Here is a 24792-nt window from a genome sequence, read left to right as displayed (position 1 = left end):
GCGCTCTTCAGCAAAGGGGCCTCGCGGCGTCCAGGTTCGCCTCCACCGATTCGAACTGGGGCGCCGGATCGGCCTTGTTGCGGTACAGCTCGGCGATCATGGCGTCGCTGACCTCGCTGGCAGGCAAGTCGAAGACGATCTTGCCGTCGCGCAAGGCGATGATGCGCGTAAAACAGGCGCGCGCGATCTCCACCTGGTGCAGGCTGCAGATCAGGGTGGCGTTGCGCGCCGTCGCTTCCGCCTGCAGCACATGGATCGTCTGCAAGGCCAAGGTGGGGTCGAGCGCGGACAGCGGTTCGTCGACGAGGAACACTTGTGCATCCGACACGAGCGCGCGCGCCATGCCGCAGCGCTGGCGTTCGCCGCCGGACAGGCGGTCGACCCTGGCGTACAGTTTATCCTGCAGATTGAATTTGCCCAGAGCTTCCCACGCGGCGCGCGGGTCGACGGGCGCAAGCAGCGAACGGATGGCCGTCCACACGCTCCATTGCGGCAGGCGGCCCGCCAGCACGGCGTTGACGACGCGCTGGCGCGGCGGCAGGGGCGGCGTCTGCGGCGCCAGGAACAGGCGCGCGCGCAAGGAGTGGCGCGCGGCGCTGCCGATCTGCCAGGGAGAGCTGCCAAGGATGCGCAAGCTGCCGGCCTCGGGGCGCAGCGCGCAGGCCAAGGTGTGCAGCAAGCTGGTCTTGCCGGCGCCGGACGGGCCGATCAGGGCGATCTGTTCACCCTGGGCCACGTCCAGGTCCACGTCGCGCAGGGCCAGCGCATTGCCGGCGGCGCCCGCGTGGTGGACGCTGACCTTGTGAAGTTGGAATGTCATGCGATGTTCGGTATGGGGGCGTTGGTGTGTCGGATTACGCCATGCGACGGCAGCGTAGGTCGGATTAGGCCGGAGGCCGTAATCCGACAACATTGTTGGCATTATTGCTTGTGTCGGATTACGCGGCTTTGCCGCTAATCCGACCTACGATAAAACGCGTCGACGTAGTTTACTTCAACAGCTTCGCATCGCGCGCGGCCGCTTCGATATCCTTGTAGTTCTCGGCCTTGGTCGGGATGAATTTGGTCGCGCGCTGCAGCTCGAGGATTTCCTTGCCCTCAGCCGTCGATGGGTCCAGCGCCAGGAAGGCGTCCGTCAGCTTCTTGCGCACGACGGGGTTCATGTCGGCGCGCACGCTCCAGTTGTAATCGTAGTAGCCTGGCGTCGTGTAGAACACGCGCACCTTGGCTGGATCGACCTTTTTCGCTTCCACCAGCTTTTCCCACACGGAAATGTTCAAGGTGCCCGCATCGACCTTGCCGCCGGCGACAGCGGCCACGGTGGCGTCATGCGCGCCGGAGAACGCGATGCGCTTCATGTCCGTGTCCGGATTGATCTTGGCGGCCAGCAAGTAGTAACGCGGCATCAGGTGGCCCGAGGTCGACGATTCCGAGCCGAACGTGAAGTTCTTGCCTTTCAGGTCAGACAATTGGTTGATGTCCTTGCTGGTGGTCACGAACACGGAGCGGAATTTCGTGTCTTCCTCGCGTTGCACCAGTGGCACGATCTTGCCGCCGCTGCGCACGTTGGCTTGCACGAAGGTAAAACCGCCAAACCAGACCATGTCGAGCTTGTGATTGATCAAGCCTTCCACGGACGCCGCGTAATCGGTGACGGGCGTAAATTCCACCTTCATGCCCAGCTTTTTCTCCAGGTAGCTGCCCAGCGGCTTGAACTTGCGCTGCAATTCCGTCGGCGCTTCGTCGGGGATGGCGGACACGCGCAGCACTTGCTGCGCCTGTGCCAGGCCGCTGTGGATGGCCAGGGTGGCGGCGACGGTGGCCAGGATGGCGGGGAACTTGTTGGAGAACGTGGTCATGGGGCTGCCTTTGAAAGATTGTTCATTAATATACGGAAACACCGGTCGTGCCATCCTGCATCTCGCCGATGACGACGGCGTCGCCAAAGCCTTCGGCGCGGAAAATCGCCAGCACGTGCTCGACGGCTTCCGGCGCGCAGGCCACCAGCAGGGGGCCGGCCGTCTGCGGGTCCGTCAGGATCGCCTTGTCGATGGCGCTGAGGCTGTCATCCAGCGCCACTTGCGCGCCGTAGCCCTGCCAGTTGCGGCCCGAGGCGCCCGTGATGTTGCCATTCTGCGCCAGTTGCTGCACTTGCGGCAGCAGCGGCACGTCAGCCATGGCGATGCGCGCCTGCAACTTGGCGCCGCGTGCCAGCTCCAGGGTGTGGCCCAGCAAGCCGAAGCCCGTCACGTCCGTCAGCGCATGCACGCCATCGAGCAGGGCCAGTTTCTTGCCCGGGGTATTCAATTTGGTGGTGTTGTTGATCAAGGACGCGTAGCCGTCCGCGTCCAGCGCATTCTTCTTCAGGGCGGCCGACAGGATGCCCACGCCGATGGGCTTGCCCAACACCAGTTTATCGCCGGCGCGCGCGCCCGCATTGCGCTTCACCTGCGACGGGTGCACGAGGCCCAGCACGACGAGGCCATAGATCGGTTCGACGGAATCGATGGTGTGGCCGCCCGCGATGGGGATGCCGGCCTGGGCGCAGATGGTTTCGCCGCCTTTCAAGATGAGGCCGATGGTTTCCACGGGCAGCTTGTTGATCGGCATGCCGACCAGGGCCAGCGCCATGATGGGCGTGCCGCCCATGGCGTACACGTCGGAAATGGCGTTGGTGGCGGCGATGCGGCCGAAGTCGAACGGGTCGTCGACGATGGGCATGAAGAAATCCGTCGTGGCGATCAGCGCCTGCTCGTCGTTGAGCTGGTAGACGGCCGCGTCATCGGAGGTTTCTATGCCGACCAGCAATTCCTTCGGCAGCGGAAAGCCGCCGCTGCCTTTCAGGATGTCGGCCAGTACGCCGGGCGCAATCTTGCAGCCGCAGCCGCCGCCATGGGCAAATTCGGTCAATCGGATGGGGGTATTGGATGTTGCTGCGCTATCTGACATGGCAATTCCTGCTGATGTTGTGTACAACGATGATCATTTTTACCCCAAACGCAAGGTCTGGGGTCGGACTCTCAGGGTCCGACCCCGGCACTGCGTCTTTAGGGGGAATTAGTGCCGACAATACCACACAACGCGCGCGCGGCTTGCTCAAAGGCATGTTCTGAAATATCGGGCAAGACCAGCGGCGTCGCCTGGGCGTAGCGGCTGAAGTTGCGGGCGATCGATTGCCGGTAGACGGGGTCGTAATGCTGGACCAGCAGTTCCTCCACCAGCTCGGCCATCTGGCCCGCCGTGGCCAGCTGCTGCCAGTGTGCAATTTTCTCCTTGCCATGCAGTTGCGTCAACAGGGCCAGCTGCACGTTCAGGCGGGCCGGGTCGCCGACGAAATGTTCATAGTCCTGCATCAGCAATTGCACGCGCTGCTCCGTGGCCAGCCGCACGTCCGTGCAGGCGGCCGCGCGCATCTTGTCCATCAGCGCGTCGGGCACGCGCACGCGGCCCACTTTCTTGCTTTCCGATTCGATGAAGACGGGCAATGCCGGGTCGAACTGGCGCAACTGCTGCCACAGCGTGCTTTCGAATGCCTTTTGCGAGGGCTGCTCTTCCTCGGGCAAGCCGCCCAGCACGGAACCGCGGTGCGCTGCCAATTGTTCCAGGTCGATCACTTGCGCGCCTTGCTTGTCCAGCACCTGCAACAGGCGGCTCTTGCCGCTGCCCGTGGGGCCGCACAGCACATTGATGAAATCGAAGCGCTCGGGCAGGATGGCCAGTTCGGCGTTCACGTGGCGCCGGTAATCCTTGTAGCCGCCATCGAGTTGCGTGACGGGCCAGCCGATGCGCGCCAGGATGTGCGCCATGGCGCCGCTGCGGTTGCCGCCGCGCCAGCAGTAGACGAGCGGCTTCCATTCGTGCGGATGGCCAAGCAAACCGTCTTCGATATGCCGCGCGATATTCTTCGCCACCAGCGCCGCGCCCAGCTTTTTCGCCTCGAAGGCGCTCGTCTGTTTATATAAAGTACCGACGCGCACGCGCTGCTCGTCGTCGAGCACGGGCAGGTTGATGGCGCCCGGCAAGTGGTCTTCCGCGAACTCGGACGGGCTGCGCACGTCGATGATGGCGTCGAATTCATGCAGGCGTGGCAGGATGTCGCTGAAGGGAAGGACTGCGGGGTATTTCATCGTGGCGCGGCTGCTTGGAATGGGGAAAGACGTATTATCCCCGATAAAGGCCGCTGGCGTGGGGCTTTGGCGCCGCCGTTCACACTGCGCGCGCCGGGCCGCCATCCCGCATGCCCGTGAAGAACCGCACCAGGCTGTGCGGCGCGTCGTCGTCAAAGCACAGGCGCAGGATGCGTTCGGACTCGGCCGCAGCCGCGCTGCTGCGCGCAAACAGCGCCGTTTCATACGCCAGCAAGGCCGCTTCCACGTCGCTTGGGTGCGCGGCGAGCGCCTGCGCCAGCTCGGCGCCGTCCAGCATGGCCAGGTTGGCGCCTTCGCCGGCCGGCGCCATCAGATGGGCCGCGTCGCCCAGCAAGGTCACGCCCGCCACGCGCTGCCAGCGGTGGCCGGCGGGCAGCAGATGCACGGGACGGGGCACGGGCGGCGTGTCCGCCTCCGTGATCAGGGCCGTGAGCGCCGGCGCCCAGCCGGCAAACTGGGCGGCGATGGCTGCCCGGGCGGCGGCCGGGTCGGCAAAATCGATGCCAGCCAGCCACTCCTCAGGTTTACTCAGGGCCACATAAACATGCAGCACGCCACCGGCTTCGCGATGGGCCTGGATGCCCTTGCCCGGCGCCAGCGCGAACAGGGCGCCGGCGCCCACGGCTTGCGCAGTGGCCCCGTGGCGGCGGTCGCTGTCGAACAGATACGTTTCAATGAAGGCAATGCCGCTGTAGGCGGGCTGCGCGCCGGAGAGCAGCGGCCGCACCCGGGACCAGGCGCCATCCGCGCCCACCAGCAGGTCGCTGGCCGCCGAGGCGCCATGCGCAAAGTTCAGCATGTGCCTGCCGCCGTCCAGCGTCGCGACGCTTGTCAGCTTGTGGCCCCAGCGCACGCAGCCGTCAGGCAAGGCATCGAGCAAGATGCGGCGCAGCTCGCCGCGCGGCACTTCGGGACGCCCGCCCGTGCCGTCGTCCCCCTCGTCGTGCAGGACCGTGCCGTGCCGGTCGAGCACGCGGCTCGCTTCGGCGCCCGCATGGATGAGGGCGCGGAAGACATCGTGCAGGCCGGCGGCCCGCAGCGCTTGCTGGCCCGTTTCTTCGTGGATATCGAGCATGCCGCCCTGGCGGCGCGCCTGCGGCGACGCATCCGCTTCATACACGGTGGCGGCGATGCCGTGGACGTGCAGCACGCGGGCGAGCATCAGCCCGCCCAGGCCCGCGCCGATGATGGCGATATGCATGGTGATCCTTCAAGTGGTGTTCAAAATAGTAGTGGAACGGAGTTCCAGAAGAATTTTGCGGCAAGCCACCATCTGTGTCAAGATAAGCGATGCCCCATACCGTAGCGACCCCATCACGACGCGCCGACTCGCTGACGCGCGACACCATCATCGACGCCGCCATTGCCCTGCTCGACACGGCGGGCGAGGGCGGCCTGACCTTCCGCGCCCTGGCCGCACGCCTGGCGACGGGAGCGGGCGCCATCTACTGGCACGTGGCCGACAAGGACGACCTGTTCACGGCCGCCAGCGACGCCATCGTCGCCCGCGCCATGCAGGCCGCCCCGCCTGGCGATACGCCGCAGGCGGGCATCCGCGCCGTGGCGCTGGCCATGTTCGAGGCGATGGATGCGCATCCGTGGCTGGGCTCGGCCCTGTCGCGCGCGCCGGGCCAGCTGCCCACCGTGCGCATCCTGGAACGCCTGGGCCGGCAGGTCGATGCGCTGGGCGTGCCGCAGGACCGGCAGTGGATGGCGGCTTGCGCCTTGCTCAATTATCTGTTGGGCGTGAGCGGGCAGAATGCGGCCAATGCCGTCATCGCCCGGGAACAGGGCCTGGAACGCGCGCATTTCCTCGACACCCTGGCGGGCGCCTGGTCACGCCTCGACGCGCAGGCGTTCCCGTTTGCCCGCAAGGTGGCGGGCCAGCTGCGCGCGCACGACGACCGCGCGGATTTTTTGGCGGGCATCGACCTGATCGTGCATGGCATGCAGGCGCTGCAAGCGGGCCGCTAGCCCAGCATATGCCCCAGCAGCGGCGCCAGCAGCACCGTCACGACGCCGGAAAAGATCATCGTCAGGCTGGCCACGGCGCCTTCTTCCGTGCCCACGCGGCGCGCCACGGACAAGCCAAAGCCGTGCGCGGCCGCGCCGTAGGGGGCGCCACGGGCGATGCGCATGCGCAAGGGCAGCAGTTTTAATAACGGTTTGCCCAGCATCAAGCCGAACAAACCCGTCATCACCACGAAGATGCCCGTCAGCTGGGCCGAGCCGCCCATGTGGCGCGACGCTTCCAGCGCGAACGGCGTGGACACGGAACGCGCCAGCAGACTGCGCGCCATGTCGCCGTGCACGCCAAATACCCGGTCCAGCAGCAGGGTGGCGGCCACGGACGCGACGATGCCGGCGCAGCTGCCCAGCGACAGGGCCAGCCAGTGCTTGCGGATCAGCTTGCGCTCCTGGAAGATGGGTAGCGCAAACGCGATGGTGGCCGGGCCCAGCAGCCACGGCAGCCAGCGCGTCTCGCCGAAGTACGTGGCGAACGGCGTCGACGTGGCCTGCACGATGACGATCAATATCGCCGAAGTGCAGATGGCGGGCGTCAGCAAGAAGTGCGGGTGGCGGCGGTGCACGGCCTGGTTGGCGTAGAACAGCACCAGGGTCAGCAGCAGGAACAGCAGCGACAGCAGCAGGGTACTCATGCTGGCGCCCTCGCGGCGCGCTGGCGCAGCAGCTTATTCAGACGCAACTTGCGTTCATGGCGGCACACCCATTCCACCGTCAGCGCCGTCGCCAGCATCACGCAGGCAAAGCCCAGGCCAATATTTACGAACAGCATCAGACCTTGCGACTTCAACAGTTGCGTAAATTGCACCACTGACACCACCAGCGGTATGAAGAACAGCAGCATATTGGCCAGCAGCCAGTTCGCGCCCAGTTCGATGGCGGCGGGGCGCACCCAGCCCGCCAGCAGCAGGGCCACCAGCACGAACAGGCCCACGACGCCGCCGGAAAACGGCAAGTGCAGGGCGGCCGCGGCTGCGTCGGCCAGCCACCAGGCGGCAATCAGGATGCCCACTTGCCACACGGTCTGCGCGGGCTGGCGCCAGGCAGGGATGGAGAGTGGGGCGGTGGTGGAACAAGGGACGGCTTTCACGGTGGGCTTTCAAACGGCAGGAGGAAGGTTTCATTGTAGTGAGCCCACATCAAAAGATAAAATGACTTAAACTCATGATTATCATTCGATATTGGAATGCATCATGGATATCCGCTCCCTGCGCTACTTCGTCGAAGTGGTCGAGCAAGCCAGTTTTACGCGCGCGGCCGCCAGGCTGCATGTGACGCAGCCCACCGTCAGCAAGATGGTCCAGCAATTGGAACAGTCGCTGGACCTGGCCTTGCTGGACCGGGCCGGCAAGCGTTTTACCCTGACGGACGCGGGCAAGGTGGTGCTGTCGCGCGCGCATGAGCTGCTGGCCCTGCACGCGGAACTGAAGGTGGAATTGCGTGACCTGCAACACCTTGAGCGGGGAGAACTGCGGGTCGGCGTGTCGCCGCAGACGCACTCCACCCTGGCGCCATGGCTGGCCGAATACCACCAGCGCTATCCTGGCATCGAACTGAAGATGTACGAAAGCGGCACGCAGGCGATCGAGCGCGACTTGCGCACCGGCACGGTGGAACTGGGCACCATGCTCGACTATCCGGGCAACGCGGCCACCTGGCAGGATTTCGAAGCCTTGCCCCTCGTGCGCTCGCCGCTGTGCCTGCTGGCCGCGCCCGGCTCGCCGTGGCAGGGCCGCGCCTCGGTCGCGCTGGCCGAGCTGGCCGACAGCCCCTTCATCTTCTATGGCGCCGCGTTTGCCCTGAACGACATCGTGCAGGATGCCTGCCAGCGGGCCGGTTTCGCGCCGCGCATCACGGGCCGCAGCGGCCAGTGGGATTTCATTGCCTCGCTGGTGCGGCTGGGCGTGGGCATCTGCCTGCTGCCGAAGATGTATTGCGACACGCTTGATGCCGCGCAATTTGACGTCATCCCCCTGGCCGGCCCGCCCGTGGAGTGGAATTTGATGCTGGCCTGGCGCCGGGGCGGGCGGCTGTCGTTCGCGGCGCGCGCCTGGCTGGAGCTCGTCAGGGCGCGCATGGCGGACGCGGCACGTTTACAATAGGCGCTCGCCAACTTCCGCCCGACCCGATGAACATCAACGTCAATACCAGACTTAAACGCACGGCCGGCTCATTGCTGCTGGGATTGTTATGCACCGTGGGCCTGATGAGTGAAATGGGCTACGCCCAGGCCGCCTTGCCCGTGTATGGTTATTTCGTCAAGAACACCTATCCGCACGACCCCCAGGCGTTCACGCAAGGCTTGCTGTTCAAGGATGGCCATTTGTATGAAAGCACGGGCCAGAACGGCCAGTCCTCCTTGCGCAAGGTGGAATTGACGACGGGCAAGGTGCTGCAAAAAAGCATGCTCGACAAGAATGTGTTTGGCGAAGGCATCACGGACGTGGGCGATGAGCTCCTGGGCCTGACCTGGATTTCGCAGACCGGCTATGTCTTCGACTTGAAAACCTTCAAATTGAAACGCAAATTCAGCTATCAAGGCGAAGGCTGGGGGCTGGCCAGCGACAACCAGTTCGTCTACATGAGCGACGGCACGGCCGCCATCCGCGTGCTCAATCCGAAAACCCTGAAGGAAGTGCGCCGCTTCGAAGTGAAAGCCGAAGGGCGGCCCATCGACCGGCTGAACGAGCTGGAAATGGTCGACGGGCAATTGTTCGCCAATGTGTGGGGCGCGGACGTGATCGCCCGCATCGACCCGGCCAGCGGTAAAGTTATGGGCTGGATCGACCTGACGGGCTTGCTGCCGCCCGAGCAGCGGGGCACGGCCAATCCCGATGCCGTGCTCAACGGCATCGCCTGGGATGGGCGCGGCAAGCGCCTGTTTGTCACGGGCAAACTGTGGCCCAAGCTGTTCGAAATCGAGCTGATCGAAATCCGGCGCCGTTGATGTTGGCTATTGGACAGTATTGCTGGCGATGAATCGTTTATGATGGCGTTCCTTCGCCCAGTGCGACCTTTACAGGATGCCATGCTGTTCTTTTCTTTACACCGCCTGGCGGCCGCCGCCGCGTTGGCCGCCGCCATCGTGCCCGCCGCGCAGGCGCAAACATCATACGTGCCGGTGATGCAGCAATACGGCGACTTTGTCGTCACGCGTGACCGCCACGCCCCGCTCGTTACCTTGACTTTCCGCAAGCACGGCTACTGGCCCGGCGGCGCGCGCGAAGTGGTGGAGGTGCGTCCGATAAAAGCGACGCGCGAGGGCCAGCCCATGCTGCTGGCCTTTACCAAGGGCTACACGGGCCAGGGCACCATCCTCATCGGCGTGCAGAATGGTGAACCGCTGATGCGCCCCATCAGTCCCCTGCAGCGCGACAGCATGGTGCGCACGGAGCGCGACCCCGAATGGGGCGTGCCGCAGCCGGGCCGTCCCGAAGTGCTGCTGTTTGCCCGCGACGGCCGCGCGCTCGATACGGGCTCGGGCGAGCTGCTGTGGTTTGACGTGGCTGGCGGCGTCACCGGCGATTACGCGTCCGCCATGCTGGTCTCCGTCTCGCCCGACGGGCGGCGCGGCGCGTATCTGACGAATGCGCTGACGAAGGTGGGAATCATCGTCGCCACGCGCGACGACGGCGTGGCCGGCGTGCTGGCCTTGCCGCCGGACACGTATCAACGGTGGCTGAAACCCTTGTCGGAGGCCGCCTCCGCGCAGGCGGGCGTCGCCATCAAGGCGCGCCAGGGCCGCACGGATTCAAACCGCATCCGGCGCGAGCTGGAACTGGCCTGGTTCGGCCAGCAATTTCAATGGAAACAAGGCAAGGGCGGCTGGCAAGTGACGGGCTTGGGCCTCAGTTCCGCGCCGCCGGAAGGAAAACAGCCATGAGCTACCCTCAATTCATCGCCGGCTGCCTCGCCGCAGCCCTGCTGGCCGGCTGCGTGCACAGCGAGATCGCCCCCAGGGATTATCTGGCGCAAGACATCGACAAGAGCCAGGCCCTGGTGGAAGTGGACGTCGTCTTCGGGCAAGCGCCCGACGACAAGCTGACGTCGCGCATGACAGCGCGCAACAGCGTGGAATACGCGGGTGCGCCGCATATTGTCGTGCCGTTCTACCAGAAGGGCCTGGGCTTCGACCAGGGTTTCGCGGGCACGTACATGTTTGCCGTGCCTTATCCGATCGCCAAGGTGGAAACGGCCACGGCCAGCAGCCGCGTGTTCGGCCAAAAACTCGGGGGCCAGCAGCCGGGCAGTCCGCGCTATCGTTTCCGCGTGCCGGGCAAGGCGCAGTGGAACAGCAATGAAACCTTCATGCTGAGCTTTGCGCGCAAGGGCCGCCGCGAAGAAATCACTTTCCGCTTCAGCAATGAGCAAAGCTGCCCGTCCGCCTTCCTGGCCACCACGCCACTGTATGGCTTTCCCATCAAGGTCGTCGCCACGTTCAAGGGCAATCAAGGCTGCCTGAAAGTGTGCGACAGCCGCGACCAGTGGCCCGGCTTTTGCGCCTTCCAGCCGCCGCCAAGTGCCTGACTATCATCATGCAAGCGACGCGTCGGCCTTGGACGGTGCGGCGCTTATACACGCGCGCGTTTCGCCGATTCTATTCAATTGTCATCGAATGGCGGCGTAAAACGCTTATTTATGCGCTGAAAACCCGGCTGAATTGACGCAGATCAATACCGCGGCCAGCACATAAATCTTGCCGCAAAAATATCTTTCTCAGGCGTATGATTTCCGTGCCGTGAGCAGCGCACGCAGATGGTGCGGCCCGGCCCGATATCCGAAACGCATCGTTCCTGTGGAGAGACAGAATGAAAATGCCCGTTTTAGGAAGCACCCAGGCCGCCATCAGCAACCGTCCGCTCGACATGCTGGCCACCGATACGGCGGCAGTGCGCGCCATCGCCCAGGCAGCCGTCAGCGTGGAACTGTTCACCATTCCCCTGTACATGGCCACCATGTATTCGATCCAGGGCACGCACCAGATCAACTCGAAAGGCATCACCTACTACGAAGGCCGCCAGTGGCCGGGCATGGGCACCACGGCGCGGCCCGAACTGAAGGAGCAGAAGGCTTTCAATATCATTTTCAGCGTCTTCATCCAGGAAATGCTGCACCTGCAGATGGCGGCCAACCTGGCCACGGCCATCGGCACGGCGCCATGCTTCACGGGCTCGGAGCTGCAGTCGCAGGACCACGGCTGGACCTGCTACGGCAAGGATTGCACGGTGATCCCGCACATCGTCGACTTGCAGGACACGGCCGGCTACCGCCACGTGCGCGTCAACCTGGAAGAGCTGAACGATAACCAGTGTGACCTGTTCCTCGCCATCGAGCAGCCGGAACAGCAGGCGCGCGCCCAGCTGGCGAAGTTTGACGAGCACAACCACACCAAATATTTCCCCGAGGTACCGTTCGTGGGCTGGACGCCGGGCAAGCACGTGCATGATCTGCCCCTGTTCGGTACCATCGGCTACATGTATGAGTGCTACGCGCGCTATATCAGCATCGAATACACGGATGGCCAGACCTTGTGGCACAAGCTGTTCGTCAACGGCTCGGTGCAGCAGGACATGTTCAACAGCCAGGTGCAGGGCCATGCGCGGGCCGAGTTTCCCAAGTTCGACACCTGCTTCGGCCCGCAGGACCAGGATGGCGGCCAGAGGGGCTCGTTCAACAAGGCCATCGACATGATGGCGGCCATCACGGACCAGGGCGAGGGCAGTGCCACGGCCATCCAGCGCTACCGCCGTGACGCAGGGCAGCGCCTGATGGCCGTGCAGCCCGACTACCGCGAAGACCTGGCCGCCTTGAAGTGCGATTACCCGTCGTACGCGAACAATGGCAAGGACGCCGAATCGCGCGATGCGGCCGCGCGCCACGACAGCGCCCCGTTCGATCACTATGAGCGTTTCGGTCAGGTCAAGGCCATGCTGCCCGTCAAGACCTGGGCCGGCTGGCACAAGGAAGGCGGGCGCTGGAGCGAAGCCATGCTGACGAACGAGCGCTACAACCCGGCCACCGCGCCGAAGAACATCCCCGCGCCGGCTGCCGTGGCGGGCGCGCTGAACCGCTTGAAGGACGCCGGCGGCACCCTGCAAATGCTGAGCACGGTGGCCACGGGCGCCATCTATGGCATCACTTCCGTGCTGGACAAGTACTGGCTGAACCAGAAACTCGAATTCCCGTATCCGTCGATGGTGGGCGCGGGCGACCGCATGGCCATCTGCTGGGCCGTGCTGGGCCAGGCGCCGAACCTGGCGACGGGCGTGCCGCTGGCCGAGAAAGGCGTGCTGTACCACGCCTGCCAGGGCATGCATCTGGAGGGCGAAGCGTCGTCCACCTGCGCCGCGCTGGCCGTCTACCATACGTGCCGCGGCTCCAACGGCTGCCATGCCCAGGGCGGCTGCGGCTTTGCCCAGGCCGACACGGGCGGCTCGTCCTGCGGCCATTCGGTCAAGGCTGCCGCGGCGCCTGGCAGCGAGTGCTACGTGCCGCCACCGCCGCCGCAGGACGATAAAGTCTACAGCGCGCCCAGCGACAACAAATGCGGCGGCTTCGGCGGCTGCGCCGTGCCGATTTCGGCCTCGCAGCTGTATCCGAACACCACGAAGAAGGACCCGCCCGAACCCGCCACCATGACCTTGTACGATTTCGGTCCCGCGCCCGAGCACCGCAGCATTCCGCTGGGCCAGAGCATGAGTTTTGCGCTCGGCGACAATGTCTACGACAAGGCATGGGAAGCCTACGGCAAGGTGATGGCCGCGCGCGGCACGCCGGTGGGCGCGCCGCCGGCGCCCACCGACCTGCGCCTGGCCTTGCCGCCGTCGACCTGATGCGGGGCATCCTGCACGAGGCGGGGCCGCGCCTGGGCCTGCCGAACCTGGGCCTGGGCGTGGGGCTGCGCCCGCCCCATTACGCGCACATTCTGGAACACGGGCCGCAGGTGGACTGGTTCGAGATCATCAGCGAGAATTTCATCGACAACCACGGCTATGCGCGCCACGTGCTGGAGCAGGTGGCGGCGCAGGTGCCCATCGTCATGCATGGCGTGTCGCTGTCAATCGGCAGCAGCGACCCCCTGAGCCTGGCTTACCTGCGCAAGCTGCGCCAGCTGGCCGCCGAGATCCGCCCCGCGTGGATTTCCGACCACCTGTGCTGGACGGGCGCCGCCTCGCTCAACAGCCACGACTTGCTGCCCTTGCCGCTGGACGAGGCCAGCCTGCGCCACGTGGGCGCGCGCGTGCGCCAGGTGCAGGAATTCCTGGGCCGGCCCCTGATCCTGGAAAACCCCAGCACCTACGTGGAGTTTGCCCATTCCAGCATGCCGGAATGGGAATTCCTGGGCCGCCTGGCGGAGGACACGGGCTGCGGACTCTTGCTCGACGTTAATAATGTCCACGTCAGCGCGCATAACCACGGCTATGACGCGGCTGCCTACATCCGCCAGTTGCCGCATGAGCACATCGTGCAAATCCACCTGGCCGGGCCCACCGTCTGCGGCGCCATGCTGATCGACACGCACGACGCACCCGTGCCGGCCGCCGTCTGGCGCCTGTACGCGCTGGCGCAGCAGTTGACGGGGGGCGTGTCGGCCCTGCTGGAATGGGATGCGGACATTCCGGCTTACCCGCAGCTGCTGGCCGAACTCGACAAGGCGCGCGCGGCCGGGCGGGGAGAGTTTTCCGATGCCGTACCAGCCACGGCCACGGCCACGGCGAGCCTGGCCGCCGTCTCGGCGCCGCTGGGCTTTCACCTGGAGGCCGCCCATGCCCCGTAGCGCCGACGGCGACGCGCGCGCGGACGCACCGCTGGCGCAATTGCAGGCGTGGTTCCTGACGGCCATGACGGCGCCGGGCGGTGCGGTGCGCGGCGCGCAGTTGGCCAGCGAGCGCCACGGTTTGACGCAGGAGCAAGTGTTGAAGCGGGCGCGGGGCGGGCCGGCGCCGCTGCACATCCATGCGGACGGCTACGTGCAGCGTCTGCTCGAATGCCTGCAGGCCGACTATCCTGTCTTGCGCAAGGTCATGGGCGACGAGCTGTTCGCCTTCTTTGCCCGCGCCTATGTCTGGCGCCACCCGTCCGCTTCCCCGACCTTGTACGACCTGGGCGGCGGCTTTGCCGATTTTCTCGCCGCCAGCCAGGGTGCCGCCGGCGCGCACGGGGACGTCTTGCGCTTTCCCGTCGAACTGGCGCGGCTGGAGCGGGCGCGCAGCGAGGCGGGCAGGGCGCCGGGGCTGGAAAAACTGGCGCAGCCCGTCCTGCCTTCCGGTCTGGACTTGCTTTTGGGAAATGCGCCGGCCTGGCGCCTGACGCCGTGCACGCGGCTGCTGGCCCTGTCATTTCCCTTGTGTGCATTCTGGCAACAGGCACAGGCCGCGCCGGACGACGCCATTCCGGCCCAACCGCAGGCCAGTCCCGCCTTTGTGGCCATTTCGCGCATGCATTACCGGATCGTTATGCAGGAGCTGCAGCCGTGGCAATTTGACTGCCTGCAGGCGCTGGCCGGGGGCGCGCCGCTGGCGCAGTGCGCGCAGCAGGCGGCACGGTCCAGCGGCAGGGCGCCGGACGAGGTGCTGGCCGACGCCATGCTGTGGCTGCCCATGGCGGCCGCGGCCGGGCTGGTCACCAGCGCTGCCTGAGCGGAAAGCGGCGGACGCAAAAAAGGCCGATGAAAATCGGCCTCGATGACAACTGCAGGTGTTGCTTAGCGGTAAAAAGCTTCGACTTTGCCCTTCAGCTTGATCTGCAGCGGACGGCCGCGGCGGTCGAGGGACTTGGTGGAAGCGACCTTGATCCAGCGTTCGCTGATGCAATATTCTTCCACGTCAAGACGTTCCTTGTCGTTGAAGCGGATGCCGACGTCGTTCTCGAACACGGCTGCAACGTGGTAAGGGCTGCTCGGGTCGATCGACAGGCGATCGGGCAATGGGGGTAAGGTAGTGGTATCGTTCATGGGCGTAATTATCGCCCAGAATGCCGATCCAGACAACGGCCTTTCGCACGCCGTCTGTGTGGCGGGGGGCAAAATCGCGGGGCGGCCGTAGCACACCCATGGAGCGGCACGGCCATGCCGCACCGGTCCATGCTGCTACGGATGACCGGCTGACTTGCCGGCAATCACACTGCCCGGGAATCAGGATTTGTCGTCATTCTTGTGGCTTTGACGTCCCGCTTCCACGTGCTGCTCATGCGTGCCGCCGCGCATGCCGGAGCCGGAACCCGATTGCTGGCTGCCGCTGCCACTCTTGCCCTGGCCCGATTGCTGGCCCGACTGCTGCGAACCTTGCGAGCCCGATTGCTTGTCGGCGTCATTCTTGTGGCTTTGGCGGCCCGCTTCCACATGCTGCTCGTGCGTCCCGCCCTGGGTACCGCCGGACGACTGGCGGCTGCCCGATTGCTTGTCCGACTGCTGGCTGCCCGATTGCTGCTTGTTCGATTGGCTACCGGTTTTGTCGTTGCTGTTCGAAGTCATGGTCGTTTCCTCTATGGTTGATACGCTATGGGTGGTCATCCCGTCACGGATGTTCCTGCCTGACATCCGGTGCTGCCTTGCACCGTTGAGGCCATTCTCCCGGCCTGTCGCTGGCTTCACCATAGGGACACTTCCTGTCGCCACGTAGGAAAACTCTGTGGTCGCAGACAACCATTTCTACATTTGCATTGTTTACAAGTGCCGCGTTTCCTGCGGCGGCCTGTCCCAGTCGTAATGCCAGCCATCGACAAAGGTGACGGGCACCCGGGCCAGCTCGGCCGCCGCCGCATCGTCGAGGCAGTTCACGCCGATGCCGACAAACGGGCCGCTGCGGGGCGAATCGCCGTAGCCAAACGGCCGTACGCCGCAGTGGCGGCAAAAATAGTGGCGTTCGCGGCCGGCGCCGAAGCGGTATACGCTCAAGTCGCCTTCCCCGGCCAGCAACTGGAAGTCGGCGGGCGGCACCTGGCTGGCCCAGCAGCGGATCTTCAGGCAATAGGAACAGTTGCAGCGCAGGCTGGGGGCCGCCAGGTCGATCTCGGCCGCGAAGCGCACGGCGCCGCAGTGGCAGCTGCCATGGTAGGTTTTTTTCATCTGGCCCACTCTACAGGGTGGCCGTACTGTCATGCAACTGCTGGAATTGCGACAGCTGCTGCTGCATCAGCCGCGCATACTGGCCGCCCGCGCGCAGCAGCTCGGCGTGCGTGCCTTGCTGGCAAATCCGGCCCTTGTCCATGACGATGATGCGATCGGCCTTGACGATGGTGGAAAAGCGGTGGGCGATGATGATGGTGGTGCGTCCTTGCATCAGCGCATCGAGGGCGCGCTGCACCAGCTGTTCGCTGGCCGCGTCGAGCGCGCTGGTGGCTTCGTCCAGAATCAGGATTTTCGGCGCGCGCAGGATGGCGCGGGCAATCGCGATGCGCTGCTTCTGTCCGCCCGATAATTGCACGCCCCGTTCGCCCACCACGGTGTCGTAGCCGTCCGGAAAGGCCGCGATAAAATCGTGGGCATGGGCCAGGCGCGCCGCCGCCACCATCGCTTCGCGCGCCACGACCCGGTCCGGCACGGCAAAGGCGATATTGTCCGCGATGCTGCCGGAAAACAGGGCCGGCTCCTGCTCCACCACGGCCATCTGGCGCCGCAACTGCGTCACGCCCAGCACCTGCGCGTCGATGCCGTCGAATTGCAGGCTGCCCGCATCAATCTTGTAGTGGCCCAGCACCAGGCTGGCGATGGTGGACTTGCCCGCGCCCGAGGCGCCGACGAGGGCGATCTTTTCGCCCGCGCGGATGGACAGGCTGACGCCATCGAGCGCCGAGACCTGTACGCGTTCGGGATACGCAAAACGCACATCGCGCAGCGCGATGTGGCCCGCCAGCGGCGGCTGCGGCGGCGCCTCGGTCACGGGACGGTGGCTGCGCAGGATCTCGAAGATGCGGTCGGTCGAGCCCATGGTGCGCATCCAGGTGTTCCAGAATTCGCTGATGGAGCCGGCCGTGTCCGTCACCATGCTGGCATAGATGACAAAGGCCGTCAGCTCGCCCACGCTCAAGCGGCCCTGGCCGATCAGGTGGGCGCCGAAGCACAGCGTGGTCAGCAGGGCAACAAAAGCGAGCAGCCCCTGCGCGCCCTGGAACACGGCCAGCAGCCGCGTGCCGGCCAGCGACACCTCCAGCAGCTCCCGCATGGCTTGCGCGTAACGGGCCATGGCGCCGCCTTGCTGGTTGAACGCCTGCACCAGGCGCGCATGGGCAAAATATTCCTGCGCCACCTTGCCGCTGGCGGCCAGGGTGGCCGAAATGGCTCGCGCGCGCTGCCGGTAATTACTGCCGGATAACTTGCCGAGATACAGGCTGATGGGAATGAACAAGGCCAGCGGCAGGCTCAGCATGGGCGACAGCTGCAGCAGCATGGCGATGCCGCCCAAAAACACGCACAGCGAACGCAGGGCGTTGGCCGCGCCGATGGTCAGGCTTTCATGCAGGGCCGACACGTCGGACGTGAGCCGGCTGTTCAGCTCGCCACCATGGTGCTTGTCGAAGAAGGCGATGGGCTGGTTGATCACCACGTCGAACAGGCGCCGGCGCACGCCCATGACAACCATGTGGCCGCTCGATTGCAGCAGGTAGAAGCGCGCGGCCGAGGCCAGCGCATACAGCACGCTGAAGGCCAGCATGGCGGCGACCATGCCCGGCGTGACGCCGTGCCGGGTGAGGGCGGTCACGTTGTCGATGAAATAGGCGATGGCTTGCGGAAAGGCCAGCTGGGCGCCCACGGTAAGGGCCATGCACAGCAGGCCTGCGGCGATGCGCCAGCGCACGGGGTACAGCAGGCGCAGGCGTTCAAAATGCGGGCCGAAGTTGATATTGCTCATGCGGCGCGCTCCTGTGACGGTTCGGCGTTCAATTGTCCGACGAGGGCCAGCCAGTCTGCGTCGCCGATCAGGCCGGCCGCTTCCACGCGTCCCTGGTGATTGACAAAGACATAGGACGGCGAGCTCATTTGGGGATTGACGCGCCGGTAGTCGCGCAAACTGACGCGCGCCGCCGCCGCACGCAAGGCGTCGCCGGGCAGGAAGGCGCGCAGCCGGCGGGCCGGTTCTTCGCTGACCAGCCACACGGCCAGGCCCGCATTGCGCGCCAACGGCAGCAGCCGTTCGATGCCGGCCAGCTTATCCGCACATTTCGGACAGCGGCTGGCGAGGAACAGCAGCACGGCCGCCTGGCCGGGGGTGCCCGGCTGGAAACGCGCGCCGCCAGCCAGCGGGCGGGCTGGCACGGCAGGCAGGGGCTCGCCCGGCTCCAGCGCCGTGGGCGCCAGCCTTTCGCGGCGGCTGGCGCGCAGCACGGCCAGGGTCAGCCAGAGATTGCCGGCGATGGCAAACGCCAGTGCCGCCAGCACCAGTTGCAAGGTCGCGGCATCCATCAGCCGGCCTTTGCCAGGGTGGCGATGTCGTGCAGGGAAATGATGGCCACGCAGGCGATGGCCGCCAAGCCGGCCGCCAATACAGTGGTGGCGACGGGCAAGGCCGCATCTTGCGCCAGCGCAAAGTAGCTGCCGTTGATGCCCACCGCCAGCGCGTTGCGCAGCAAGTCGTACTGCGAGACGGGCCGCGCCGCTTCGCCGAAGCAACTGCAGCGCACCACGCTGTGCGTGAAGTAGCGGTAAACCAGCACGCCGGTGAGGGTGCTCAATAGCAATAACGACAGCAGCATCGGCAGCCGGGCGCCGCCGGCCAGCAGCCAGCCGGCCAGCAGCAGTTCCGCCGCCACCAGGGCTGGCGCGGCCCAGGCAGCGGCGGCGGACGGCAGGCCGAACGAGTCGGTCAGGTTACCGCGAAATTCCCCGTAGCTGCGCAGCTTGCCCACGCTGGCCGCCAGCAGCAGCAAGGCGATGCAGCAGCGCGCAATATCAGACAGTAATGCCGTCAGCATGCTGCCCCCGTTTGCGTGGTCCACAGCGGTGCGAAGCCGCCCGGACGCTGGCGCCGCAGCTGCACGCCGTCGCGCGAGGCCAGCAGCGCATCGTTCCACGGTTCGTCGGGGGCGCTGCGCAGGGCGCCGCCTATGTGCGCCTGCAACTGGGTCGAGATGGCCCAGCCCAGCCGTTCAGCCTGGGCATCGCGCGCCATGTTCAAGCCCAGCTGGGCCAGCTCTTCGCGCGTCAAGGCATAGTTATGCGAGTGGTATCCGGTCACCAATTGCGCGACGATGGCACGCCGCGCCTCTTGCGTGGCATCGGGCAATTGCCAGGCCAGCAATTCCTCGCCGATTTGCGCCAGTTCCAGCGTGGTGCGGTAAAAGGCCGTCAGGGACGGGGGAAAGATGCTGCCGCACAGCAGGGACAAGGATTGCTGGCGCGCTTCGCCGGCATCGACGCCGAACCACTGCTGCGCCATGTCGCCGAAGACCTTGATGTCGAGGCTGGAAATGGCGCCGCCGTCGACGCCGTCGAGCTGCGGGTCGATGGGCGAGAACAGGGCCAGGTCGCCGGCGATGATTTCATCGGCGCCCAGGGCCAGCAGGGTGGCGGCCGACTGGCAGTGGAAGGGCACGATAAAACTCAGGTGGCGCGCATGCTGGCGCAGCAGCAGGGCAATGCGGCGCGCCGCGTTGACGATGCCGCCCCGTCCGTGCAGCACCACGTCGAGGCGCGCCACAGGGCCGATGCCCTGGCACAGTTCGTAGAGGGCGGGCAGCAGTTCCATGTCCAGGTGTGAGGCGGCCAGGACGATGGCGCGGCTGTCGCGCGCCTGCTCCAGTGCGCGCAGCTGCGAAGGCAGCAGGGTCAGGTCTGGCTGTGGCATAGCGCTCCTTCGATCAGGATATCGGCGACGCTTTCCAGCAGGGGCAAGGCGGGCACCAGTTGTTGCACATATAAAAATTGACCAACAGGATTGTTTTCCAGGAAAACATACTCACCCTCGGGCGTGACGATCAGGTCCAGCGCGCCGTACTCGAGGCCATAGCTGTGCACGAAAGCGAGGCAGCGCTCGTGTATGTCGTCCGGCAAGGTCGCCGCTTCGTAGCGGATGGGGGCCGACATGTCGCGCGAATCGATGGCCGTGCGCGCATCGTCCTGCGAATACAGGCGGGCGGCAAACAGCTGCTTGCCGATCACGGTGATCCGTAGTTCATATTGCTTGGCGATATATTCCTGGAACTGGCAGCTCAGTTCGCTGACGGCGTCCAGGCTGTCGAGCATGGCATCGGCGACGACGGTGGTGCCTATGCCGCCGCTGACCCTGTCTGCATCCTCGACCGTTTCGGCCGCCAGGGTGGGCGTGGACATGCTCTTGAAAATGATGGGTCCGCCGACGGCGGCGCGGAAAGCGCGCACGTCGTCGGGCACGTTGCTGATCACGGTGGCGGGCACGCGAAAGCCCATGCGCGCGGCCCGTGCCAGCTGCTCGCCTTTCCATTGGGCGCCGCGCAGGGCCAGCGGATGGCTGAGCCAGTAGCAATCGAGCGTGTACAGCACGCTGAAGATGGCTTGTTCCGTTTCCAGCCGGGCATAGGCGCGTTCCTGCGGCGTCAGGTCGGCGCTGGCATAGGCGTAGTCGGCCGCCTTGCGCAGCCAGACGGCGCCCACCTGGCGCAGGTCCAGCCAGTCGCCGTCGGGCAGGCGGCGCATCCGCGCACTGGCCTGGCCGCCCAGCATGCGCTGGCACAGCTGGTAATCGCGGGGAAAGGCGTCGAGATCGATACGGAAGGGGGCATGGCCGCGGTCGGCGAGGATCGATGCCACCAGGTCGGCGTGCAGGTCGCCGCTATGGCTGATAATCAAAACCTTTTTATGCATGTCGGGGAGCCTGCAGTAGCGGAAAATCGGGAAGATGAAAAAGCCTTGCCGCGGCAAGGCTTTCAGTTGGCGCAACGATCAGCAGAATTCTCCGCCGTCACTCGAGCCGACGCGCGAATAGCGGTATTGTTCCTCGCTGTCGACCGCCGTGCAGCCGGCCACGGCGACACCGTCGCGTACTTTCCAGGGCGCAGGACGCGCCGGTTTTTCCTCTTCCTTTTTTTCCGCAAGTTTGAATGCGAACAGCTTGGTTTTATCGTGCATGAGATCCTCTGTTAATGGTTATGTTTCGATTTTTACCGATAACTGCTTTAAAGAATGGAATCTCCAATTGAGAGGGGTTCATATATTCATTGCGCGCGGAAAATCCGCGCCGCACGGCGCCGGTTTGAATATGGGGAATATATGCAACCCCGCGCCGGGCGGGGTTATGGCGTGCCGGAAATCAGCAATACTGGCCGCTGTCGTTCGGCTTGAGACGCGAAGAGTCGCGATATTGATCATTGGTGCCGACGGCGGTGCAGCCGGCCACGGCGACGCCGTCGCGCACTTTCCAGGCGGTGGCGGGCGCCGCCTGTTTTTGTACCTGTTTTTCAGCCAGTTTGAATGCGAACAATTTGGATTGGTTTTGCATTGTACTATCCTCTTGTGATGGTTAAGTACTGCTTGCGCTGTATGCCATGGTATATGGCCATTCGATATTAGCGCCGGAATAAATAAGCGTCAATTGAAAATAAATCGTATTCGCGATTCTATGTCCGAGATACTCACCAAATATCACGCCGGCCATTTATGTTATTGCAGTGCGATAAATAATAAGGGCGGTGTTTTAAATGAGCGGCAAGCCGTTTGATTATGGATGGCAAACGGATCGTCTATGCGCCCGGCCACGCACTATAATGGCGCCTGTTGAATGGAGAAGGCAGGAGTCGCTATATGGAAATGACAGTTACTGACAGCCTGCGAGAGCTGGCGTACGCGCAGGCCGCAGCGTTCGTGCAGACGCTGAACGGGCGCGATCCTGTTGCGCTGCAACGCGACTGGGGTCTGTCGCCGGCCGTGGCCACGGAGATCGTCGACATGCTCGACAGCTACTTTGCGGCCAACGAGGCGCTGTCCCTGACGCCGCTGGCGCACGCCTTTGTGCCGGGCAAGGGCGGCCGGCCCGGCGTCGATGTGTACGCCAACGGCGACGGCCCGTTGGGCCTGGAATGCCTGTTGCTGGCCGACGGCAAGCCCGGTGAAGCGATCTTGCACCTGGAAATGTCCGGCCACGATGGCGCGCTGCGCCTCCACTACCGCTACATCGGATCCTGAGAGCACCATGACTGAACTGATCAGCGAAACACAGCAACGCATCTGCGACAAATTCGGCTTGCCGGCGCAGGCGCCCGAACCCATGGTGGCCCTGGCCATCGGCAGCCTGGCGCAGTCGCCCATCTATGGCACGCGCATCGCGCTGCCGGAAAACGGCACCATCAGCTGGTTCATCCACTGCGGCGAACACGACGACGCCAGCGGCTTTTACCAGGCCCTGCATGCGGAGCACCTGCACGAGATGCTGCCGCAAGTGGTCGATTACCTGGCATTGCCCAGCGGCGCCAAGTTCATTCTCGACCGGCAAGGGTATGAAGATGTGTGGCTGGAAGAGTAACTTTCTAGTCGGCAAGATTGTCGTTGACGTTGACAAATAGGTATGGGATGCTGCGGTTCCGTTTTCAACTGTCGAAAGCCGCATCTTGAAGCCACGCCTCCCGTCCGTCCTGCTCGTCATGGCGCTTGCCGCCGTGGCAGCTCCCGTCACCTCGCTCGCCATCGCCGCCCCCGCCAGCCCATCGCAGGCATCGCGCGCGGAACAGGAGATTGCCGCCTTTGTGCGCAGCGAAATGCGGGAGCGCCAGATTCCCGGGCTGCAGCTGGCCGTGATCCAGCGCGGCAAGGTCGTGCTGAAGCGCAATTTCGGCCTGGCCAGCCTGCAATATCAGGTGCCCGTGACGGACGCCAGCCTGTTTTCCATCAACTCGGCCACCAAGGCGTTTGCGGGCGTGGCCGTGATGCAGCTGGTGCAGGAGGGCAAGATCGATCTGGCCGCGCCCATCGGCCAATACCTGACGGGGCTGCCTGCAGCCTGGCAAGCCGTGACGGTGACGCAATTGCTCAACCATACGTCGGGCTTGCCCGACGTGCTCGACCAGCGCAGCGGCAAGCTGGTGGGGCCGCAACCGGACGACGCCGCTGCGGCGTGGAGCGCCGTGCAGGCGCTGCCCGTGGAAGCCCCGCCAGGCCAGCGCTACCGCTACAACCAGACCAATTACGTGTTGCTGGCGCAATTGATCGAACGCCAGAGCGGCCAGCCCTTTACCGACTTCATCCGGCACCGGCAGTTCGACGTGGCGGGCATGCGGCACAGCGGCTTTGGCGATGCGAAGGACGTGGTCGTGGGCAAGGCCAGTTCCTACGTGCTGGACCGGGGAGGCAACGGCTACCGCAACGTGATCGAGGACTTTCCCGTCTTCATGCGCGCCGGGGCCGGCATCAACAGCAATGCGGGCGAACTGGTCAACTGGCTCATCGCCCTGCAGTCGGGGCGCTTGCTGGCGCCCGCCAGTGTGGAACGGCTGTGGCAGCCGACCAGTTTGAACGACGGCAAGCCGGCACCGTGGGCGCTGGGCTGGCCCACCATCGGCCGTGATGGCCACCGCGCCGTGGCCGGCATCGGCGGCGGCCGCTCGGCCTTCTATGTGTATCCCGACGATGGCCTGGCCGTCATTATCCTGAGCAACCTGGCGGGCGGCCAGCCGGAACAGCTGATCGATACCGTCGCCGGCTTTTATGTTCCCGGCCTGCGCCAGCAGCGGGGCGGCGCGTATGCCGCGCATCTATTGCGCAACAAGGCGGCCAGCACGGGCTTTGAAGGGCTGGAGCAGAAACTGGCGGCCATCCGGCGCCAGCATGGGCTGCCTGCACCCGCCGACGACGACCTGAATGCCTGGGGCTACCGCCTGCTGGGCCGGCAGCAGCCGAAACAGGCGGTCGCCGTCTTCGAGCTGGGTGTGCAGCTGTATCCGCAAGGGGCGAATGGCCACGACAGCCTGGCCGAAGCGTACGAGGCCGATGGCGCCACGGCGCTGGCCGTCACGCATTACCGCCGTTCGCTGGAGCTGGACCCGGGCAACACGCACGCCGTGGCGCGTTTGCGCGTGCTTTCCCCGGATTAGCGCGCCGCCGCGGCCTGGCCGTGCTCGGCGCCATGCATGGCCAGGTAGGCCGTCAGGTTGTCGTCGGCGATGCCCAGGGCGCGCAAGACTTCCTTGGTGAAGGTGACGGGCGCCGTGCCGGGCGCCGTGATGATGCGCTCGTCGGCGACGGCCCACGGCACATCCTGGTACAGGGCGGCGCCCGCATAGCCCGTTTCCAGCAAGTTGCCCGCGCTGTTGGAGGTATGGCGCACGGAGTCGAGCACGCCCGCCTGCGCCAGCACGCGCGTGCCGTCGCAAATGCCGGCCAGCACGACGCCCTTGTCGCGCGCCGCGCGCAGCAGGGGGCCCAGGTCGGGCGCCTTGCCGCTTTGCCAATGGCTGCCGCCGCACACCATCAGCAAATCGAGTTCATCGAGCACGATATCTTCCAGCGCCAGTTGCGGCGTAACCAGCATGCCGCCGGACGAGGTGACGGGCAAGCCGCCCGGCGTGGCGAACTGCGTGTAAAAGCCGTAGTAAAGGCGCGCCGTGGAGTTGAGCAGGGCGGTTTCCCAATCGGCAAAGTTCTCGGTCAGAATGGTGATGGCACGTGTCATGAAAAGTCCTGTCGCAGGTGGAGATATCAATAGTACTGGCTAGCTGG

General features: G+C 65.2%; 29 protein-coding genes. 11 read left to right on the top strand and 18 right to left on the bottom strand.

Annotated features, from left to right (window positions below; all coding sequences use genetic code 11):
• Positions 1-7: 7 nt before the first annotated feature.
• The 5 genes from CSQ95_RS03730 to CSQ95_RS03710 all read right to left on the bottom strand — a co-directional run bounded on the left by CSQ95_RS03730 (position 8) and on the right by CSQ95_RS03710 (position 5349).
• Positions 8-820, bottom strand: a complete 813-nt coding sequence (locus tag CSQ95_RS03730) for a phosphonate ABC transporter ATP-binding protein (protein WP_099408529.1) — start codon at positions 818-820, stop codon at positions 8-10.
• A gap of 169 nt (positions 821-989) precedes the next feature.
• A complete protein-coding gene (locus CSQ95_RS03725; RefSeq protein ID WP_076568598.1) occupies positions 990-1859 on the bottom strand; it encodes a putative selenate ABC transporter substrate-binding protein in 870 nt (289 codons plus the stop codon).
• Positions 1860-1884: 25 nt separating this feature from the next.
• Positions 1885-2949 (bottom strand): selenide, water dikinase SelD, encoded by a 1065-nt coding sequence (selD, locus tag CSQ95_RS03720; RefSeq protein WP_099408528.1) that lies wholly within the window; start codon positions 2947-2949, stop codon positions 1885-1887.
• 98 nt (positions 2950-3047) lie between these two features.
• A complete protein-coding gene (gene mnmH / locus CSQ95_RS03715) occupies positions 3048-4127 on the bottom strand; it encodes a tRNA 2-selenouridine(34) synthase MnmH (protein ID WP_099408527.1) in 1080 nt (359 codons plus the stop codon).
• Between the two features lie 79 nt (positions 4128-4206).
• Entirely contained in the window at positions 4207-5349 is a 1143-nt protein-coding gene (locus CSQ95_RS03710) for an NAD(P)/FAD-dependent oxidoreductase (RefSeq protein WP_257217935.1), read from the bottom strand.
• Positions 5350-5438: 89 nt separating this feature from the next.
• On the opposite strand from CSQ95_RS03710, the gene CSQ95_RS03705 reads away from it, so the two are divergent.
• Positions 5439-6122 carry a TetR/AcrR family transcriptional regulator gene (locus tag CSQ95_RS03705; RefSeq protein ID WP_099408525.1) on the top strand — a complete coding sequence of 228 codons (684 nt, stop codon included), beginning with the start codon at positions 5439-5441 and terminating at the stop codon, positions 6120-6122.
• Here the strand turns inward: CSQ95_RS03705 and CSQ95_RS03700 are convergent.
• Together CSQ95_RS03700 and CSQ95_RS03695 are read right to left on the bottom strand one after the other, a co-directional pair.
• Complete coding sequence (locus CSQ95_RS03700; protein WP_099408524.1) at positions 6119-6808, bottom strand: LrgB family protein; 690 nt, start codon at positions 6806-6808, stop codon at positions 6119-6121. The genes CSQ95_RS03705 and CSQ95_RS03700 overlap by 4 nt on opposite strands.
• Positions 6805-7263: a CidA/LrgA family protein gene (locus CSQ95_RS03695; protein WP_099408523.1), complete on the bottom strand. Its 459-nt coding sequence runs from the start codon at positions 7261-7263 to the stop codon at positions 6805-6807. Before CSQ95_RS03695 ends, CSQ95_RS03700 begins: the two co-directional genes overlap by 4 nt.
• Positions 7264-7366: 103 nt before the next feature.
• Here CSQ95_RS03695 and CSQ95_RS03690 point away from each other — a divergent pair, with 103 nt between their 5' ends.
• From CSQ95_RS03690 to CSQ95_RS03660, 7 genes are all read left to right on the top strand, one after another.
• A complete protein-coding gene (locus tag CSQ95_RS03690; RefSeq protein ID WP_099408522.1) occupies positions 7367-8275 on the top strand; it encodes a LysR family transcriptional regulator in 909 nt (302 codons plus the stop codon).
• 26 nt (positions 8276-8301) lie between these two features.
• A complete protein-coding gene (locus CSQ95_RS03685) occupies positions 8302-9120 on the top strand; it encodes a glutaminyl-peptide cyclotransferase (RefSeq protein ID WP_099408521.1) in 819 nt (272 codons plus the stop codon).
• Positions 9121-9201: 81 nt separating this feature from the next.
• Positions 9202-10056 carry a hypothetical protein gene (locus CSQ95_RS03680; RefSeq protein WP_218963568.1) on the top strand — a complete coding sequence of 285 codons (855 nt, stop codon included), beginning with the start codon at positions 9202-9204 and terminating at the stop codon, positions 10054-10056.
• The gene (locus CSQ95_RS03675) at positions 10053-10700 is read left to right on the top strand and encodes a hypothetical protein (RefSeq protein ID WP_099408520.1); all 648 of its coding nucleotides are present in this window, start codon (positions 10053-10055) and stop codon (positions 10698-10700) included. Before CSQ95_RS03680 ends, CSQ95_RS03675 begins: the two co-directional genes overlap by 4 nt.
• 281 nt (positions 10701-10981) lie before the next feature.
• Positions 10982-13006 carry a ferritin-like domain-containing protein gene (locus CSQ95_RS03670; RefSeq protein WP_099408519.1) on the top strand — a complete coding sequence of 675 codons (2025 nt, stop codon included), beginning with the start codon at positions 10982-10984 and terminating at the stop codon, positions 13004-13006.
• Positions 13006-13950, top strand: coding sequence for a DUF692 domain-containing protein (locus CSQ95_RS03665; protein ID WP_099408518.1), 945 nt, complete (start codon positions 13006-13008; stop codon positions 13948-13950). The genes CSQ95_RS03670 and CSQ95_RS03665 overlap by 1 nt, the downstream gene beginning before the upstream one ends.
• On the top strand, positions 13940-14812 hold the full coding sequence (locus CSQ95_RS03660; RefSeq protein WP_099408517.1) for a DNA-binding domain-containing protein: 873 nt from the start codon (positions 13940-13942) through the stop codon (positions 14810-14812). Before CSQ95_RS03665 ends, CSQ95_RS03660 begins: the two co-directional genes overlap by 11 nt.
• 65 nt (positions 14813-14877) lie before the next feature.
• Here the strand turns inward: CSQ95_RS03660 and CSQ95_RS03655 are convergent, their stop codons facing one another.
• From CSQ95_RS03655 to CSQ95_RS03610, 10 genes are all read right to left on the bottom strand, one after another.
• The gene (locus tag CSQ95_RS03655; protein WP_010398340.1) at positions 14878-15126 is read right to left on the bottom strand and encodes a DUF3297 family protein; all 249 of its coding nucleotides are present in this window, start codon (positions 15124-15126) and stop codon (positions 14878-14880) included.
• A 180-nt stretch (positions 15127-15306) separates the two neighbouring features.
• Positions 15307-15645 carry a hypothetical protein gene (locus CSQ95_RS03650; protein ID WP_099408516.1) on the bottom strand — a complete coding sequence of 113 codons (339 nt, stop codon included), beginning with the start codon at positions 15643-15645 and terminating at the stop codon, positions 15307-15309.
• Positions 15646-15837: 192 nt separating this feature from the next.
• Positions 15838-16239 (bottom strand): GFA family protein, encoded by a 402-nt coding sequence (locus tag CSQ95_RS03645; protein WP_099408588.1) that lies wholly within the window; start codon positions 16237-16239, stop codon positions 15838-15840.
• A gap of 10 nt (positions 16240-16249) precedes the next feature.
• On the bottom strand, positions 16250-18022 hold the full coding sequence (locus CSQ95_RS03640; RefSeq protein ID WP_099408515.1) for an ABC transporter ATP-binding protein: 1773 nt from the start codon (positions 18020-18022) through the stop codon (positions 16250-16252).
• On the bottom strand, positions 18019-18573 hold the full coding sequence (locus tag CSQ95_RS03635) for a hypothetical protein (RefSeq protein WP_099408514.1): 555 nt from the start codon (positions 18571-18573) through the stop codon (positions 18019-18021). Before CSQ95_RS03635 ends, CSQ95_RS03640 begins: the two co-directional genes overlap by 4 nt.
• Positions 18573-19082, bottom strand: a complete 510-nt coding sequence (locus CSQ95_RS03630; RefSeq protein WP_099408513.1) for a MauE/DoxX family redox-associated membrane protein — start codon at positions 19080-19082, stop codon at positions 18573-18575. The genes CSQ95_RS03635 and CSQ95_RS03630 overlap by 1 nt, the downstream gene beginning before the upstream one ends.
• On the bottom strand, positions 19076-19954 hold the full coding sequence (locus tag CSQ95_RS03625) for a hypothetical protein (RefSeq protein ID WP_099408512.1): 879 nt from the start codon (positions 19952-19954) through the stop codon (positions 19076-19078). Before CSQ95_RS03625 ends, CSQ95_RS03630 begins: the two co-directional genes overlap by 7 nt.
• A complete protein-coding gene (locus CSQ95_RS03620) occupies positions 19936-20949 on the bottom strand; it encodes a RimK family alpha-L-glutamate ligase (RefSeq protein WP_099408587.1) in 1014 nt (337 codons plus the stop codon). The genes CSQ95_RS03625 and CSQ95_RS03620 overlap by 19 nt, the downstream gene beginning before the upstream one ends.
• A 78-nt stretch (positions 20950-21027) precedes the next feature.
• The gene (locus CSQ95_RS03615) at positions 21028-21213 is read right to left on the bottom strand and encodes a hypothetical protein (RefSeq protein WP_070288440.1); all 186 of its coding nucleotides are present in this window, start codon (positions 21211-21213) and stop codon (positions 21028-21030) included.
• Positions 21214-21394: 181 nt separating this feature from the next.
• Positions 21395-21583, bottom strand: a complete 189-nt coding sequence (locus tag CSQ95_RS03610) for a hypothetical protein (protein ID WP_070218819.1) — start codon at positions 21581-21583, stop codon at positions 21395-21397.
• Positions 21584-21885: 302 nt separating this feature from the next.
• Between CSQ95_RS03610 and CSQ95_RS03605 the strand changes: the two genes are divergently transcribed.
• The 3 genes from CSQ95_RS03605 to CSQ95_RS03595 all read left to right on the top strand — a co-directional run bounded on the left by CSQ95_RS03605 (position 21886) and on the right by CSQ95_RS03595 (position 24167).
• A complete protein-coding gene (locus CSQ95_RS03605) occupies positions 21886-22266 on the top strand; it encodes a hypothetical protein (protein ID WP_099408511.1) in 381 nt (126 codons plus the stop codon).
• Between the two features lie 7 nt (positions 22267-22273).
• A complete protein-coding gene (locus CSQ95_RS03600) occupies positions 22274-22603 on the top strand; it encodes a hypothetical protein (RefSeq protein WP_099408510.1) in 330 nt (109 codons plus the stop codon).
• A gap of 85 nt (positions 22604-22688) precedes the next feature.
• Entirely contained in the window at positions 22689-24167 is a 1479-nt protein-coding gene (locus tag CSQ95_RS03595; protein WP_218963567.1) for a serine hydrolase domain-containing protein, read from the top strand.
• Here the strand turns inward: CSQ95_RS03595 and CSQ95_RS03590 are convergent.
• Positions 24164-24745, bottom strand: a complete 582-nt coding sequence (locus CSQ95_RS03590; RefSeq protein ID WP_099408508.1) for a type 1 glutamine amidotransferase family protein — start codon at positions 24743-24745, stop codon at positions 24164-24166. The two genes, CSQ95_RS03595 and CSQ95_RS03590, sit on opposite strands and share 4 nt — an antisense overlap.
• Positions 24746-24792: the final 47 nt, after the last annotated feature.

The sequence above is a fragment of the Janthinobacterium sp. BJB304 genome, from assembly GCF_002735765.1.
In the GTDB taxonomy this organism is placed as follows: domain Bacteria; phylum Pseudomonadota; class Gammaproteobacteria; order Burkholderiales; family Burkholderiaceae_D; genus Janthinobacterium.
This window is presented reverse-complemented; position numbering and strand designations above follow the sequence as displayed.